Origin of the sequence: Mycobacterium sp. JS623 (assembly GCF_000328565.1) — a bacterium.
Classification (GTDB): domain Bacteria; phylum Actinomycetota; class Actinomycetes; order Mycobacteriales; family Mycobacteriaceae; genus Mycobacterium.
In genome coordinates this window covers 5,798,162-5,813,468 of sequence record NC_019966.1, presented here as the reverse complement: position 1 = coordinate 5,813,468, position 15,307 = coordinate 5,798,162, and the positions used below count along the sequence as shown (strand labels likewise).

The 15,307-nt window shown below is 65.1% G+C and carries 17 protein-coding genes; 9 read left to right on the top strand and 8 right to left on the bottom strand.

The genetic code is table 11. From position 1 onward, the window contains the following. The first annotated feature begins 6 nt into the window (after positions 1 to 6). The 7 genes from MYCSM_RS28290 to rpsR all read left to right on the top strand — a co-directional run bounded on the left by MYCSM_RS28290 (position 7) and on the right by rpsR (position 4,299). Positions 7 to 837, top strand: a complete 831-nt coding sequence (locus MYCSM_RS28290) for an SDR family NAD(P)-dependent oxidoreductase (protein WP_041315176.1) — start codon at positions 7 to 9, stop codon at positions 835 to 837. A gap of 93 nt (positions 838 to 930) precedes the next feature. After that, positions 931 to 1,746, top strand: coding sequence for a phthiotriol/phenolphthiotriol dimycocerosates methyltransferase (locus MYCSM_RS28285; protein ID WP_041312794.1), 816 nt, complete (start codon positions 931 to 933; stop codon positions 1,744 to 1,746). A 10-nt stretch (positions 1,747 to 1,756) separates the two neighbouring features. Next, entirely contained in the window at positions 1,757 to 3,133 is a 1,377-nt protein-coding gene (locus MYCSM_RS28280; RefSeq protein WP_015309605.1) for a cytochrome P450, read from the top strand. 224 nt (positions 3,134 to 3,357) lie between these two features. Continuing rightward, on the top strand, positions 3,358 to 3,594 hold the full coding sequence (rpmB, locus tag MYCSM_RS28275) for a 50S ribosomal protein L28 (RefSeq protein WP_015309604.1): 237 nt from the start codon (positions 3,358 to 3,360) through the stop codon (positions 3,592 to 3,594). Next, positions 3,594 to 3,758 carry a 50S ribosomal protein L33 gene (gene rpmG / locus MYCSM_RS28270; protein ID WP_015309603.1) on the top strand — a complete coding sequence of 55 codons (165 nt, stop codon included), beginning with the start codon at positions 3,594 to 3,596 and terminating at the stop codon, positions 3,756 to 3,758. Before rpmB ends, rpmG begins: the two co-directional genes overlap by 1 nt. Then, a complete protein-coding gene (locus tag MYCSM_RS28265) occupies positions 3,758 to 4,045 on the top strand; it encodes a hypothetical protein (protein ID WP_015309602.1) in 288 nt (95 codons plus the stop codon). The genes rpmG and MYCSM_RS28265 overlap by 1 nt, the downstream gene beginning before the upstream one ends. Next, complete coding sequence (gene rpsR / locus MYCSM_RS28260) at positions 4,045 to 4,299, top strand: 30S ribosomal protein S18 (protein ID WP_015309601.1); 255 nt, start codon at positions 4,045 to 4,047, stop codon at positions 4,297 to 4,299. The genes MYCSM_RS28265 and rpsR overlap by 1 nt, the downstream gene beginning before the upstream one ends. Here the strand turns inward: rpsR and MYCSM_RS28255 are convergent. Both MYCSM_RS28255 and bluB read right to left on the bottom strand, forming a co-directional pair. Next, positions 4,292 to 5,065, bottom strand: a complete 774-nt coding sequence (locus tag MYCSM_RS28255) for a LamB/YcsF family protein (RefSeq protein WP_015309600.1) — start codon at positions 5,063 to 5,065, stop codon at positions 4,292 to 4,294. The two genes, rpsR and MYCSM_RS28255, sit on opposite strands and share 8 nt — an antisense overlap. A gap of 10 nt (positions 5,066 to 5,075) precedes the next feature. Then, the gene (gene bluB / locus MYCSM_RS28250) at positions 5,076 to 5,747 is read right to left on the bottom strand and encodes a 5,6-dimethylbenzimidazole synthase (RefSeq protein ID WP_015309599.1); all 672 of its coding nucleotides are present in this window, start codon (positions 5,745 to 5,747) and stop codon (positions 5,076 to 5,078) included. Between the two features lie 19 nt (positions 5,748 to 5,766). Between bluB and MYCSM_RS28245 the strand changes: the two genes are divergently transcribed. Continuing rightward, on the top strand, positions 5,767 to 6,573 hold the full coding sequence (locus MYCSM_RS28245) for a sulfurtransferase (protein WP_157681413.1): 807 nt from the start codon (positions 5,767 to 5,769) through the stop codon (positions 6,571 to 6,573). Here MYCSM_RS28245 and MYCSM_RS28240 read toward each other — a convergent pair. Genes MYCSM_RS28240 through MYCSM_RS28225 form a run of 4 tightly spaced genes read right to left on the bottom strand, consistent with a single transcriptional unit; the run spans position 6,570 to position 10,832 of the window. Then, a complete protein-coding gene (locus tag MYCSM_RS28240; RefSeq protein WP_015309597.1) occupies positions 6,570 to 8,192 on the bottom strand; it encodes an AMP-binding protein in 1,623 nt (540 codons plus the stop codon). The two genes, MYCSM_RS28245 and MYCSM_RS28240, sit on opposite strands and share 4 nt — an antisense overlap. 32 nt (positions 8,193 to 8,224) lie before the next feature. Beyond that, entirely contained in the window at positions 8,225 to 9,091 is an 867-nt protein-coding gene (locus MYCSM_RS28235) for a metal ABC transporter permease (protein ID WP_041312792.1), read from the bottom strand. After that, positions 9,084 to 9,899, bottom strand: coding sequence for a metal ABC transporter ATP-binding protein (locus MYCSM_RS28230; RefSeq protein ID WP_015309595.1), 816 nt, complete (start codon positions 9,897 to 9,899; stop codon positions 9,084 to 9,086). The genes MYCSM_RS28235 and MYCSM_RS28230 overlap by 8 nt, the downstream gene beginning before the upstream one ends. A gap of 9 nt (positions 9,900 to 9,908) precedes the next feature. After that, the gene (locus MYCSM_RS28225) at positions 9,909 to 10,832 is read right to left on the bottom strand and encodes a metal ABC transporter solute-binding protein, Zn/Mn family (protein WP_015309594.1); all 924 of its coding nucleotides are present in this window, start codon (positions 10,830 to 10,832) and stop codon (positions 9,909 to 9,911) included. A 92-nt stretch (positions 10,833 to 10,924) separates the two neighbouring features. Here MYCSM_RS28225 and MYCSM_RS28220 point away from each other — a divergent pair, with 92 nt between their 5' ends. After that, entirely contained in the window at positions 10,925 to 12,025 is a 1,101-nt protein-coding gene (locus tag MYCSM_RS28220; RefSeq protein ID WP_015309593.1) for a LacI family DNA-binding transcriptional regulator, read from the top strand. 52 nt (positions 12,026 to 12,077) lie between these two features. Here the strand turns inward: MYCSM_RS28220 and otsB are convergent, their stop codons facing one another. Together otsB and kstR are read right to left on the bottom strand one after the other, a co-directional pair. Beyond that, positions 12,078 to 14,615, bottom strand: coding sequence for a trehalose-phosphatase (otsB, locus tag MYCSM_RS28215; protein WP_015309592.1), 2,538 nt, complete (start codon positions 14,613 to 14,615; stop codon positions 12,078 to 12,080). 3 nt (positions 14,616 to 14,618) lie between these two features. Further along, positions 14,619 to 15,224 (bottom strand): cholesterol catabolism transcriptional regulator KstR, encoded by a 606-nt coding sequence (gene kstR, locus MYCSM_RS28210; protein WP_198345129.1) that lies wholly within the window; start codon positions 15,222 to 15,224, stop codon positions 14,619 to 14,621. Positions 15,225 to 15,307: the final 83 nt, after the last annotated feature.

The window sequence follows — 15,307 nt, the reverse complement described above, 5'->3', positions numbered from 1 at the left end:
GATCCGATGAACGCCAAGCCGATTGCTCTGGTGACCGGGGCGACTGGTGGCATCGGTAATGCCACCTGTCGCCGACTTCAACGCAGCGGGTATCAGGTCTTCGCAACGGGTCGAAATCTCGAGGCTCTCGCTGACCTCAAGTCACATGGGTTGCAGGTGCGTCCCCTCGATGTCACCGATGAAGGCGCCGTCTGCCGACTTGTCGAAGAAATCGATACCGAGCACGGCGGTGTTGATGTTTTGGTCAACAACGCCGGGCTCGGGTTCGCGAGCCCACTCGAGCAGGCCGCGTTGAGCGATCTGCGGAGCGTATTAGAGACGAATGTGGTTGCCGTGCTGCACCTCTCGCAGGCGGTCTTGCCCGGCATGCGCGCCCGGCGAGCGGGAACGATAGTCAACATCGGTAGTACCGGCGGAAGATTTACGACTCCTTGTGCGGGGGCGTACCACATCAGCAAATACGGCATCGAGGCGCTTTCACTTGCCTTACGGGCCGAAGTGAAGCAGTTCGGTGTTCGGGTGGTACTGATCGAGCCGACCGGCGTGCGAACGAAATTCGCCGACGCTCAGCTGACCGCTACTCGCTTGAGTGACGTTAACGATCCGTATGGCGAGTTCAAACGGCGTTACGCGGAGCTCACCGGCTCGATGGCCCAGATGCCCGTGGTGTCGATCAAGCCCGATACGGTGGCGCGCGCTGTGGCGCGTGCGGTCGACGCCAAACACCCAAAGCCCCGCTATATCGTCGGCCTGTCCGGAAAGGCCTCCGTACTGGTGCGAAATCTTGTAAGTGACCGGATGTGGGATCGACTACTGCAAGGACCTTTGGGCCTATAACGATTGGGATGCAACATGTTTGACCGGGTAAAGCGCGATCGCAAGCCTGCTGGAAGCGCAACGTCGGACGGCCGTGCCCGGGATACTCGCCGGATGGCTGCAACCGCCCGTACGGACGCGATCAACCGCATCGGCACCACACCGCTTTACAAGAAGTTCTTGGGCAAGTACTGGTACCCCTTCGTGACCCGCCGACTGAAGCCCGAGGACGTGCTCTTTTTGAATCTGGGCTACGAAGAGGATCCGCCCATGGGTTTGCCTCTAGGAGCGTCAGATGAACCGAACCGCTTCTGGATTCAGCTCTATCACCGCACGGCGACTCAGGTCGACATCAGCGGCACGCGGGTACTGGAGGTCAGCTGTGGCCACGGGGGTGGAGCGTCGTATCTGGTGCGCAGCTTGCAACCGGCCTCGTATACGGCGCTGGACTTCAACCCGGATGGCATCGCATATTGCCGGAAGAGGCACGACTTGCCCGGACTCGAATTTGTCCATGGCGACGCCGAAGCGTTGCCGTTCCCGGACGACTCGTACGACGTGGTGATCAACGTCGAAGCTTCGCACGCATATCCGCGGTTTTCCCGCTTCCTCGCCGAGGTAGCCCGCGTGCTGCGGCCGGGAGGGCAGTTCCTCTATGCCGATCTGCGCGTCCGCGAGGAGTTTCACGCGTGGGAGGCGGCAATTTTCGACGCCCCGTTGCTGATGCTTGCGGAAAGAGAGATCAATGCCGAAGTGCTGCGCGGAATGGAACGGAACGAGCAGCGGTCTTTGGACCTGATCGGCCGCTGCCTGCCGTCGGTGTTGCGGCCGTTCGGCCGACTGTTCGCCGGTGTACCAGGTTCGAGAATGTATCGCGACATGCAGCGCGGGAAGATCTCGTATCGCATGTATCACTTCGTCAAGGAATGAGTGGGTCGACGTGGCAACACAGACAAGAGATCCGGTACGACTTCCGCCGACGCTGCGGTTGCCGAAGGTAATCCAAGGCGTCGCGTTTGTGGCTGCGACGCACGGAATGTTCGCCGCCCTGAGCCGACGGTACGGCAGTGCGGTCACGCTCAACTTGCCGGTGTTCGGCCAGACGGTCGTCATCAGCGATCCGGCGTTGGTCAAGGATCTTTTCGGCACGTCCGGAGAACTGGTGGAGCGCCCCACGATCCTCGGCGAATTCTTCGGTCCCGGTTCGACCTTCAGCCTCACTGGTGAGCAGCTCGTCGAACGGCGCAGGGTGGTGTTTCCACCCTTCAACGGCAAGCGGGTGGACAGATACGAGGAAGTCGTCGAAGAAGAGGTCTTGCGGGAAATCGCCACCTGGCCGCAGGGCCGCGAATTCAGAACGCTGGAGCCGATGCAACGCATCACGCTCGGCGCGATCCTGCGCGCCGTCTTCGGCGCCGGAGGGCCCGCGCTGGACCAACTGCGCGTCCTGCTGCCACCCGCACTCGCGGTTGGCGGCCGTCTGATGCTGCTTCCGCGGATTGCGCAACGCGACTTTGGTCGGTGGAGCCCGGGCGGTCGTTTCTCGGTCTACCGCCGTCAGATCGACGCTGTCATCGACTCCCTGATTGCGGAGGCTCGCGCCGACCGTGCACTCGACAAGCGCGAGGATGTGCTTGCGCTGCTGCTGCAGGCGCGTTACGACAACGGTGACCCCATTCCAGATGGACACATCGCCGACGAATTACTCACCATGGTGACTGCCGGCCACGAGACGACCGCTTCTGAACTGTCCTGGGCGGTGGAGCGGCTGTGTCGCCATCCCCGGCTGCTGGCCCGCCTCGCCGACGAAGTTGACGCCGGCGGATCCGAGCTAAGACAGGCGACGATCTCAGAAGTTCAGCGCACCCGCCCGGTGATCGACGGCTTGGCGCGGCGCACTAAGACGCGAATGCGACTGGGGGAGTGGGTTATACCGGAGGACACCATTCTGATCTTCAGCATTCGTTTGGCTCATCTCTCCGAGCAGAGCTTCGCCGATGCAGCGTCGTTCAACCCAGACAGATTCCTTGAGGCGGGCCCAAAACCTGTCGCGTTCATGCCCTACGGCGGCGGTGTGAATCGGTGTATTGGAGCCGCGTTCGCCAATATGGAAATGGACGTCACCTTACGCGTCCTATTGCGCGACTTGCATTTCGAGCCAACCGATGCGCCGGCCGAGCGGCGCCACAGCCGCGGCGTGGCAACCGCGCCGGCACGGGGTGGGCGGGCAGTGATTCGTCGGCGCACCCGCGTGGCCGACCACACAGTCGAGGGTGAATCCTCCCGCACCACGACTCGACCGGTGTCGAAGCACTGAGCGTTGACGCCATCGTCGTCGACCCGGGCGCCGGTGCAACATAGACCCGATGTTGGTCACGAACGGTGTTGCAGCGTGGAGTCAGGCATGTTGTCCCGGATCGTCGACATCTCGTACTAGCGCTCGCGGAGCCGCCGCGACCGACCCCTCGGCCACAGCTTGCATCCATCCTGTTGTACTATTGAAAACGATATTCATTAACGTTAACAGGATCGATGAGGGGCATGTCAGCGCATTGTCAGGTCACCGGCCGAAGCCCTAGCTTCGGCAACACCGTCTCGCACTCACACCGACGCACCCGCAGGCGGTGGAATCCCAACATTCAGAACAAGACGTACTTCCTGCCGTCTGAGGGGCGCCGCATCAAGCTGCGGGTCAGCGCGAAGGGCATCAAGGTCATCGACCGTGACGGCATTGAGGCGGTTGTGGCCCGGCTGCGGCGGCGTGGAGAGAAGATCTGATGGCCCGCAACGAGATTCGTCCCATTGGCAAGCTGCGATCGACGGCGGGTACGGGCTATACCTACGTCACTCGAAAGAATCGGCGCAACGATCCCGACCGGTTGGTGGTGCGCAAATACGATCCCGTCGCGCGGTGCCACGTCGACTTTCGTGAGGAACGCTGATGGGGCTAGCGACCGCGCACCGCCAGGTGCGTGCTTCGAACGGTGTGGAGGTCGACGAGGGCATTCGGGATCTGCTCGAGGCATTGTGGCGTCGCGGTATGGTCACCGAGTTCTCGTGTCAGGGCCACGACGGCGAGCTTGCCCATATCTGCTTCGCCTGCGCCTACGACGCTCATCGGTTCACACAATGCCCCGGCGATTTTCTAATCACGCTCGGTGAGTATCGCGCTTGGGTAGACTTCCCGGCACACCTGATCGGTGAACTCACGCGCTATTGGAGTAGCTGATGGCCAAGAAGTCCCGAATGCGACGGCCGCCGCTGCCAGAGCTCAAGCGGCAGAAGAAGAATCCGCTCAAGGCACTCGGCGTCACCACAATCGATTACAAGGACACGCACCTGCTGCGCACCTTCATTTCCGAGCGCGGCAAGATTCGGTCGCGGCGTGTGACGGGCCTGACGCCGCAGCAGCAGCGTCAGGTCGCGATCGCGGTCAAGAACGCCCGCGAGATGGCCTTGTTGCCGTTCGTCGAGACTAAGTAAACGGCTTCAATTCGATGCCGTCGGCGATGAGCCGATCGCGAACGGCATTGGCAATCTGAACTGCTCCGGGGGAATCACCATGCACGCAAACGGATTCCACCGTGATCGGGATCATCGACCCGTCGGCGGCGGCCACCCGGCCCGCGGTCACCATCGAGGCCACCCGGTCAGCGATTTCATCGACGTCATGCAGCACGGCGTTGGGCAGACGCCGCGAAACCAGTTGTCCGTCAGAGCGATACGCGCGGTCGGCGAACGCCTCGGGCACCGTGCGCAGCCCCAATTCCTGCGCCGCCGCTAAGAACGCCGAGCCCGCCAATCCGAGTACAGGCAGTCCGGGGTCAACGGCGTGCACAGCATGGGCGACCGCACGGGCTTGGTCATGGTTGGTGACAATCGTGTTGTACAGCGCGCCATGGGGTTTGACATAGCTGACCGTCGAGCCCGCGGCGTGGGCGAGCGCCTGCAGCGCGCCGATCTGGTAAATGACGTCGGAGGTCAGGTCCTCGGGCGCCGCGTCGATGAAGCGGCGGCCGAACCCGGCCAGGTCGCGATAGCTGACCTGTGCGCCGATCCGCACGCCGCGTTCGGCGGCCGCCCGGCAGGTTCGCGCGAGCGTGGTGGCATCCCCCGCGTGAAAGCCGCACGCCACGTTGGCGCTTGTGACCACATCGAGCATCGCGTCGTCGTCGCCGAGCCGCCAAACCCCGAAGCTCTCGCCCAGATCGGCGTTGAGGTCTATTTCCCTGGGGAGCGCTTCAGCCACGGCTGCCAGCCTATGCCGGTGCGGGCGCGGTCCAGCCGTTCTCCGAAACGAATTCGCTCAGGGGACGACCAAACGTCCAGTGGTCGATCTCCAGCTGCGGCCGGGGCGGAAAATTGGGCACCGGTCCCAGGCACAGGATCGCGACGGGCTCCGCACCATCGGGCATCGCCAGCAGCGCGCCGAGCCGGACGGGATCAAAGATCGACACCCACCCCAATCCGAGTCCTTCGGCGCGTGCGGCCAGCCACAGATTCTGGATCGCGCAGGACACCGACGCCAAGTCCATCTGCGGCAGGGTGCGCCTACCGAACACATGGTCCTGACGGCCGTCGGCCAGCGCCACGACGAACAGTTCGGCGCATTCGAGGATGCCCTCGACCTTGAGCGTGAGGAATTGGTCGCCGCGGCGCCCCAACGCCTCGGCGGTGCGCATCCGCTCCTCATCGACGAGTGCATGGATTCGCCCCCGCAGGTCCGCGTCGGTGATCCTGATGAACCGCCACGGCTGCATCAGCCCGACGCTGGGCGCGGCGTGTGCGGCCTGCAGCAGCCTGGCGAGCACGTCCTCAGGCACTTCCGCGCCGGGCACGAATCTGCGCATATCGCGCCGCTCGGCGATGGCGCGGTAGACGGCCGTTCGCTCCGTCGCGCTGAAGGCGTGCTCGCTCACGCGGGACAGCATAGGTGGCACCATCGATGCGGTGAGCCGCGACGATGTGTTGATCACCGCAACCGAATTGGCCCAGCGGATGGGCGTCGGTGAGCCGTTGACGATTCTGGATGTCCGCTGGCAGTTGACCGAGCCCGACGGCCGGCCCGCCTACGAGCAGGGCCACCTGCCCGGGGCGGTCTACGTGTCGCTCGAGGATGAGCTGACCGATCACGGTGTGAGCGGGCGCGGGCGTCATCCGCTGCCCTCGGGGCGCAGTGTCCAGGCCGCGGCCCGGCGGTGGGGCATCCGCGACGGAGTGCCTGTCGTCGTCTACGACGACTGGAACCGCGCAGGCTCGGCGAGGGCGTGGTGGGTGTTGACGGCCGCGGGCGTACCGAATGTGCGCATCCTCGACGGCGGACTGAGCGCGTGGAGCGGGCCTTTCGAGACCGGGGCCGTGGCACCGGAACCCGGCGACGTGACGGTGCCGCACGACGACTTGTACGCCGGCGCACTGCCGACCTTGACCGCCGAGCAGGCGGCCAAAGCCGCCGTCCTGCTCGATGCGCGGGCACCCGAGCGATTCCGCGGTGAAGTAGAGCCCGTCGACCCCGTTGCCGGCCACATCCCTGGCGCCAGAAATGTACCGAGCACAGGATTACTGACCCCGGCCGGCACGTTCGCGCTCGACCGGCTGCCCGCTATCGATGGGTCGGTCGGGGCCTATTGCGGATCGGGCGTCACGGCATCGGTGGTTATTGCGGCGCTGGCCGCCAACGGCGTCGACGCGGCACTGTATCCGGGGTCATGGTCCGAATGGTGTTCGGACCCAACGCATCCCGTCGAGACCGGCTAACCCTCGAGTTCCTGGCCGTCATAAGCGCCCTTCTCCCACGCCTCGCGGATCGCGAACTTCTGGATCTTTCCGGAGCCGGTGAGGCGGAAGCCATCGACGGCGTACCACTTCGTCGGTGTCTTCTGTGGCGAGATATGCGCTCGCATGTGCGAACGCAGCTCGGCGATTGTGGGTAGTGCGGTCGGATCGTGTGGTCGGATGAATGCGCCGACGACTTCGCCCCAGTGGTCGTCGGGTAGGCCGACAACCGCGGCCTCGGCGACGGTGGGGTGACGGTAGAGGATTTCTTCTATCTCGGCGGGGAAGAGATTCTCGCCGCCGCGGATGATCATGTCCTTGCACCGGCCGACGATTCGGCAATATCCGCGATGGTCCATCACGCCGAGGTCACCTGTGCGCACCCAGCCGTCAGGAGTCACCGCCTTGGCCGTCGCCTCCGGCATTTCAAAGTAGCCGAGCATGGTGAAGTACCCGCGGGCCCAGAGTTCGCCGGGCGTGCCGATCGGCACCGTTTCCAGCGTCGTGGGGTCGACGATGCGGATCTCGGTGTGCGCCAGCGGTTTCCCGACAGTCAACCCCTTGTCCTCGGCGCTGTCAGACGGACACGTGTGGGTGAGGACGGGCGAACACTCGGTCTGGCCGTAGATGATCGTGAAGTCGACGCCAAACGTGTCTTCAACGTGTCGGACCAGCGCCTCGGGTACTTGGGTACCTCCGGCTACAGCCGACTTCCACGACGACAGGTCGCGGCGTGACGCATCGGGGTGCTCCATGGCCGCAATCAACATCGTCGGCACGCCGCCCGCATACCAGAGCTTTTCGTGCTCGATCAGCTGCAGGAAAAGCCCCGGGTCGAAAAGCGGCATCAGCACGGCCTTCGCGCGGCGGTCGAGCGCCCCAAGTACGCCCATCACACACCCGGCCGTGTGGAACAGCGGCATCGGGATGAGCATGCCGGCACCGTCGGGTATTTCGACCCGATCACCCCACAGTCGGGCATTGTTGACGATCGCGCCGTGGCGGAGCATGACCCCTTTGGGGAAACCAGTTGTGCCACTTGTGTATTGAATCTGCGCGGGGTTGTCGGTATCGACTATCGGCAGCGCGACGTCGGATGCTCCGGCCGTCAGTTCGTCGAGATGATCAAGCCGAAAGACGTGGCGTAGCTCGGGCAGTTCGGGCCGGATGACCTCGATGTGCCCGGTCAGCGGATTGCCTCTGACCTCGGGAACCAGCAACAATCCGGCAGCCTTGGACTGTCCGAGAATGTATTTCGCCTCGGCGGCCTGCAGGCTCGGGTTCACCGTTACGAGGGTAAAACCGGCGAGCGCAGCGCCGTATTCGACGATCACCCATTCCGGAAGGTTGTGTGCCCACACCGCGACGTGTTCGCCAGGCTCGAAGTGATCCAGGAGCCAACGCGCACAGCGTTCCGCATCGCCGAGCAGTTGGGAATAGGTCCACTGACGCCGGTCCGGCGTTGGCAGCCCCTCGATGAGTGCGATCCGGTCAGGCACCTGTGCGGCAATCTCACGCAGCCGGCTGCCGACAGTTGCGTCCTCGAGCAGCGCAGGACCGCTGCCGTCGGGAATCCAATGTGACGTGGTCAAAGCACTCATCTGTCGCCCCCCGGTGCCAGGTGACCAACAGCTTAGCCGGATGCAGGCTGCCGGTCGCGACTTCCGATCGCCCAGCACACCAAGAAGATTGCGAACGAAATAGTTGTGACGAACACTGACACCGGAACACCGGGCGCAAGCGACAGCACAATCCCCCCGACGGCGGCGATCTCTGCGAAGACCACCGACGCGACGATCGTCGCAACCGGCGAGACGAACACCCGCACCGCGGCCGCGGCCGGAGTGATCAACAACGACATCACCAGCAGCGCACCGACGATCTGCACGCCTTGTGCCGCGGTCACCCCGACGAGCGCCGCGAACACAATGCCCAACGCCCGCACCGGAACTCCCCGGCCCGCGGCCACCTCCGGATCGACCGTTGCGAACAACAACGGGCGGTAGGAAACCGCAAGCACCGCGACGACGAGCACCACGATGACGCTCAACAGTGCCAACCCGGAATATCCGACGCCGACGATCTGACCGGTCAGCAGCGCGAAGCTGGTGCCCGTTCGGCCCGGATACAGATGGATGAACAACACCGCAAGGCCGAGCCCGAAGGCGAGTACGACCCCGATGGCCGAGTCCCGTTCACGCGCACGCTGCCCGAGGATGCCGAACAGTATGGCGGCCAGCCCACACCCGACCAAGGCACCGAGCCCGACGTTGAAACCGGCCAGCAGCGCGAAAGACGCTCCGGTGAGCGACAATTCACTGGATCCATGCACAGCGAATGACATCTGCCGCATCACTATGAACGGCCCGATCAACCCGGACACCAGCGCGAGCAACGCAGCGGCCAGCAGCGCCTGCTGAACGAAATCGCGGCCAAGCAGATCCGCTGTGACGTCGAACGAGAACAGCTTTGACAACATGTCGGTGAGTCGTTCAGTCATGGCCATGTCCGCTCGCATGACCCGAGTAATCCTCTTGGCCAACCACGACGTAACGGGCACCGACCTTCAGCACCTCGATGTCGGCGCGATAGAGCTCCGACAGCGTCGCCGAGGTCATCACCTTCTCGACGGTGCCAACGCGGAACCGTCCGTCGACCAGGTACAGCACCCGATCCACATATGGCAGAACGGGATTCACCTCGTGCGTGACGAATAGCACCGCGGTGTGGGCCTCGCGGCGGCGCTGATCGATCAGGGCGGACGCCAGCCGGGCGTTGGCCGGGTCGAGGTTGAGCAGCGGCTCGTCGCACAGCAACAACACCGGATCGCTCGCCAATGCCTGCGCGATTCGGATCCGCTGGAGCTCACCGCCAGACATCACGCCGACCGGAATGTCGGCCAGGTGCACGCCGTTGACTTGATTCAACGCGCGCTGCACGGCGACATGTTTGGCCGCGCGGTCGCCGGGCCGCAGGCTGACCACGCCCCAACGATGGCCGTCGTAACCCAGCCCGACGAGGTCTTGCCCGCGCATCGACAACCCACGCTCCACCGAGCGGTGTTGCGGGACGTATCCAATGCGTTCGCTGCCCGCACGCACCGGCTGCTGCGCGACCGCTACCTTGCCTGCGGTCAAAGCCATTTGGCCGAGCAGCACCTTGAGCAGCGAGGTCTTACCGGTTCCGTTGGGGCCAAGCACGGCGACGAACTCACCGGCGCGCACGGTCAGGTCGAGGTGGTCCCACAGCACGCGGTCGCCGAATGCCAGCCGGGCGCCGGTCAGTTCGGCGATGACGTCAGCAGCCACAGACAGAACTTATCGGTTCGCCTGCGGCGCCTTGTCCAGCTGGTTCGCCATCTGGTCCACGGTCTGCCGCTGCCAGGTCAGGTAGTCGGTGTCGGCGGGAAGCGTCTCCGTCACTGTGATGACAGGCACCGAGGCTTGGTTGGCGGCGTCCTCGAGCTGCTTCGTGACGTCGGTCTGGGTTTGGGTGTTGTAGACCAGCGCCGACACCTGGCGCGTCTTGATCAGGTCGAGCATGGCGGCAAGGTCGGCAGGCGACGGATCACTGTCGCCTTCGATGGCCTTGGTGAAGCCCTCGGGCGTCTTGTCGGTGATTCCAGAATTGGTCAGCAGGTAGTGCGCGACGGGCTCGGTCGCGACCACGGTCGCTCCGGGATGCGCAGCTCCGATCGCCCGCTCCGCGGCGGCGATGGTGTCGGCCTGGTCGGCGAACTTGGCGGCGTTGGCCTTGTAGTCGTTGGCGTGCTCGGCGTCGGCCTGCGACAGCTTGTCGGCGATCTGATTGGCGACTGACTTGACGGTCTCCAGGTCGTAGAACACATGCTCATTCGCCGGCTGCGGAACAGAAGCCGGCAGCAGCGAGTAGGCGTCGACGGCCGTCACGTCCTTGTGGCCGGACAGCACGTCGTCGACCCAGTGGTCGTAGCCGCCGCCGTTGTAGACGACCAGCGTCGCGTCCGTGATGGCGGCGGCGTCGGAGGGGGTGGCCTCGAAGGAGTGCGGGTCGTCGGCGGGGTTGGAGATGATCGACTTGACCGACGCGTGGTCACCGGCGACGGCGCTGGCCACGCTGCCCCACACGTTCGTCGAGGCCACCACCGACGCCGTTCCGTGTTGATGGTTGGACGCGGCCTTGTTGTCATGGCTGCAGCCGACCGCACCGGCGATCAGTGCCGTGCCCAAAGTCAGACCCACCGCTGCCTTGATCGCGCGCATTGCCTGCTCCTAATACAAATGAAAACCGTTTCCAATTACTCTAGCGCACGTCTACCGGGCTTTATCAACTCGATCCGCTAACCTCGGGGAGCATGTCGAGGAGTCCCACGCCCAGGCGGCGTGCGACGCTGGCCTCGTTGGCGGCCGAGCTCAAGGTCTCGCGGACCACCATCTCCAATGCGTACAACCGGCCGGATCAACTGTCACCCGACCTTCGCGAGCGTGTGCTGGCCACCGCCAAGCGGCTGGGATACCCGGGACCGGACCCGGTCGCTCGATCACTGCGCACCCGTAAGGCCGGCGCGGTCGGCCTGATGATCACCGAGCCGTTGAATTATTCGTTCTCCGATCCTGCCGCGCTGGATTTCGTTGCCGGACTTGCCGAATCGTGCGAGGAGGCGGGACAGGGCCTGCTTCTGGTTGCCATCGGGCCGAACCGCAGCGTCGGCGACGGGTCGGCGGCTGTGCTGGCAGCGGGCGTCGACGGCTTCGTCGTCTACTCGGCCTCGGACGACGACCCGTACCTGTCCGTCGTGCAGCAGCGGCATCTGCCTGTGGTGGTCGTCGATCAGCCCAAAGATGTTCCTGGCACCTCTCGGGTCAGCATCGACGACCGCGCGGCGATGCGAAAATTGGCGGAATATGTTGTGGGACTGGGCCATCGGGAGATCGGTCTGCTGACCATGCGGCTCGGCCGCGACTGGCCGCTCGGCGGGCCCAGGCCCACGGTCGCGGATCCTGATCGCGTGCAGACACCGCACTTTCATGTGCAGCGTGAGCGCATCCACGGCGTCTACGACGCGATGCGGGGGGTTGGGCTGGATCCCACGTCGCTGACCGTGGTGGAGAGTCATGAGCACCTCCCGACGTCGGGTGGCGCGGCGGCCGAGGTGGCGCTGGACGCGAATCCGCGAATCACCGCGCTGATGTGCACTGCTGACGTGCTCGCGTTGTCTGCGATGGACTACCTGCGCGCGCGGGGGATCTACGTGCCGGGCCAGATGACGGTCACCGGATTCGACGGCATCCCGGACGCAGTGCGCCGCGGCCTGACGACGGTCGTGCAGCCGAGCATGGAGAAGGGCCGCCGCGCAGGCCGGCTGCTGCACAACCCGCCGCGCGACGGCCTGCCGGTAGTGGATGTGCTGCCAACCGAAGTGGTGCGCGGCCGCACCGCAGGCCCCCCCGCTTGAGCGATTTCGGCGCGCCTACGCCCGCTCAGAGTCTGCTACCGCGCCGAAAACCCTAAGTGTCGAGAAGTTGCGCGCAGCGCAGCAGCCCGATGTGGCTGTAGGCCTGTGGGTGGTTGCCCAGCGCGCGCTCGGCGACCGGGTCGTACTCCTCGGACAACAAACCCGTCGGACCCGCCGCTGCGACCAGCCGGTCGAACAGCGCCTCGGCCTGCGAGCGCTGATCCGTCAGCAGGTATGCCTCGAGCAGCCAGGCAGCGCATAGATGGAAGCCGCCCTCGGTGCCCGGCAGCCCGTCGTCACGGTGGTATCGGTAAACGGTTGCACCGCTACGCAATTCGGCTTCGGTGGCGACGACCGTGGCGGCGAATCGCTCGTCGGAGGGGTCGATCAACCCCGACAGCCCGATGTGCAGCGTGGCGGCGTCGAGGTCGGTGCCGTCGTACGCGGCGGTGAACGAGCGCACCTCGTCGTTCCAGCCGCGTTCGCGGACCTGCGCTGAGATCGCATCGCGTAGCGTGGCCCAACCGGGCGGGGCTTCGCGACCGAACTCCCTGGCCAGCTTCAGCGCACGGTCCACCGTCAACCAGCACATCACCTTGGAGTAGACGTGATGCCGAGGATTGCCGCGAATTTCCCAGATGCCGTGATCCGGCTCCACCCAACGGCTTTCGACGGCGAACACCATCTCGCTGACCAGGTTCCAGTCAGCATCCGTCAGCGCAGCCGAAACACCGTCGGCTACCCGGCGATGACTCAGATCGCAGATCAGCTGCACCACAGGACCGAATACGTCGAGCTGCACCTGAACGTTGGCAGCGTTGCCGACCCGCACAGGCCGCGAACCCGCATACCCAGGCAGCGAGTCGATGACCGCCTCAGGGCCGAGGATCGCTCCGGACAGCGCATACAGCGGATGCAGCCGCTCGGGCCCGTGCATCGTCTCGATCACCCCGTGCAGCCAGTTCAGATAGCCCTCCGCCTCGACGGTCGAGCCAAGCGACACCATCGCCGAGGCGGTCATCGCCGCGTCGCGGATCCAGCAGTAGCGGTAATCCCAGTTGCGAACGCCACCGATCTCCTCTGGCAGCGATGTGGTGGCCGCTGCCATGATCGCGCCGGTATCGGCATGTACCAAGCCCCGAAGCGTCAAGGCCGACCGCTTCATCAGCTCCGGTTTCAGCGACGGCAGCGAAAGGCGCGAAACCCAATCGCTCCAATAGCCCTCCGCGCGTGCGCGCCGTGACGCATCGTCGACCGGAGCTTCGGCCAAATCCTCTGTACCGCAGCGCAATTCCAGCACAACCGGACCTTGGGACGGGTCGATGACGGCCTGCGCAGTCTGGTGAATGCCGTCGGGAACGATCTCCCACTGCACGCCTGGTGAGCGCAACACCATCGGGTCGTTGGTCGCGAACACCCGTAGGCCACCGTCGTCGACGCGCAGATGCACCGGGGCCTGGGCGAACTCGGGCCGCGGCGCGAACTCGACAACCGCCGGGGCTTGGCCGCTGATCACCCGGATCAGGTCGGTGCGGCCTGCGCCGACGTCGTGTGACAGGTAATCGGTGACAAGCAAACTGGCCCAACGGGTTTCGACGGTCATCGTGCCGGTCACGTAGCGCTGTGAGAGCGGCAGCGCCTCGCGCTGAGGGCCGATCGAGAAGTGTCCTGCTGTCGCATCGCCGAGCAGTCGGGAGAACACGGCGGCCGAATCGGCCTGCGGATGGCACATCCACACCACGTCGGCGTCGGGCGTCAGCAGGGCGACTGTGCGCGAGTTGGACAGCATCGTCAGCCGCTCGATCGGCGTGGTGTGTCCGCCGAGCAACCAGGTTCGACGCGCGTCGAGCAGGCATTCCAGCACCGTCGCAACATCTTCCGGCGATTCGATGCGATAGCCCGCCAACGTGTCACCGTCGCCGACCTTGATGCCGACGTCGGGTCCGTGCAACCGGCGGAACGCCTTCTCGTCGGTGACGTCGTCGCCGATGAACACCGCGGCCGACGCGCCGTTCTGGTGCCGCAAGATGTCGAGCGCCTGGCCCTTGTCGGTCTGGATGACCGCGAACTCGAGAACAGCCTTGCCCTCGGTGATCTGCGCATCCCAGTGCTGCGACGCGGCGCGCGCCTTCTTCAGCGCCTCATTTGCGTCGGTGGAATCGGCGTTGCGCACGTGCAGCGCCACACTGGCCGGCTTGATTTCGACAGCGACGCCCGGATACTCCGCCGCGATCGCGCTCAACGCGTCCTTGATCTTACCCAGCAGGGTCTTGGCGGCATCGTCGATCGCGTGCACGAAGCCGGTGTCGAACTCAGAGCCGTGGGAGCCGACCAGATGAACCTCGGCGGGCATCCGCGACAGCGTCGCGAGGTCGCGCAGTGCACGACCGGAGATCAGTGCAGCCGTCGTCGACGGCAACGCCGCAAGCGAGCGCAGCGCCGCTGCTGATTCCATCAGGGGACGCGCATCGTCGGGATTCGCGACGATCGGGGCCATGGTGCCGTCGTAGTCGCACGCCACCAGGAGCCGCGGAACCCGGGCGGCTGTGGTGAGCGCGCGTTGCAGTTCGATTGGTAGCGGTGACGCCACCCGCTAAATCTTAGGGTGCTCGCCGTCGCCGATGAGTAGTCGTACGGCAAGATCCAGCCGCTTGCTGACGTCGGTTGCCGATGCGCGCCGGGTGAGCCAGGCCAGCAGATTGGACAACCAGACGTCGGAGATCACGCGCGCAATGTGGTACTGGTCCTCGGTCGGCTCGCCGTCGCTCATCGCCCGGGCGAACATCGAGTCCATCAGCTTGCCGACATGATCAACCTCACCGGCGGCAGAGGCGTCGGCGAACACGAATGCCCGGGTCATCGCCTCGGTCAGCAGCGGATTGCGCTGCATCGCGCGGTTGAGCTTGCCGACCATCAGGTTGAGCCGCTGATACGGCGTGCCGCCCGACATTGCCGCGCGGTCGGTCTTGGCGTCGATGCGCTCGAACTCCCTGCCCAGCGCGGACACGAGCAGGTGCACCTTCGAAGGGAAATAGCGGTACAGCGTGCCGACCGCTACGTCGGCGCGTTCGGCGACAGCGCGCATCTGAACGGCCTCGTAACCGCCCTTCGACGCGATGGCCAGGGTGGCGTCCAGGATGCGCTTGCGGCGCTCGCGTTGGGCTTCGGAACCGAGCTCGGACTCCGCCAATACCGCCACATTCATCACCTGGCGCGGCCGAGAATCCGACCCTGAACCCGAGTTGGGCTGTGCTGGTGACGACATGTGGTCGGCTGCTCCTT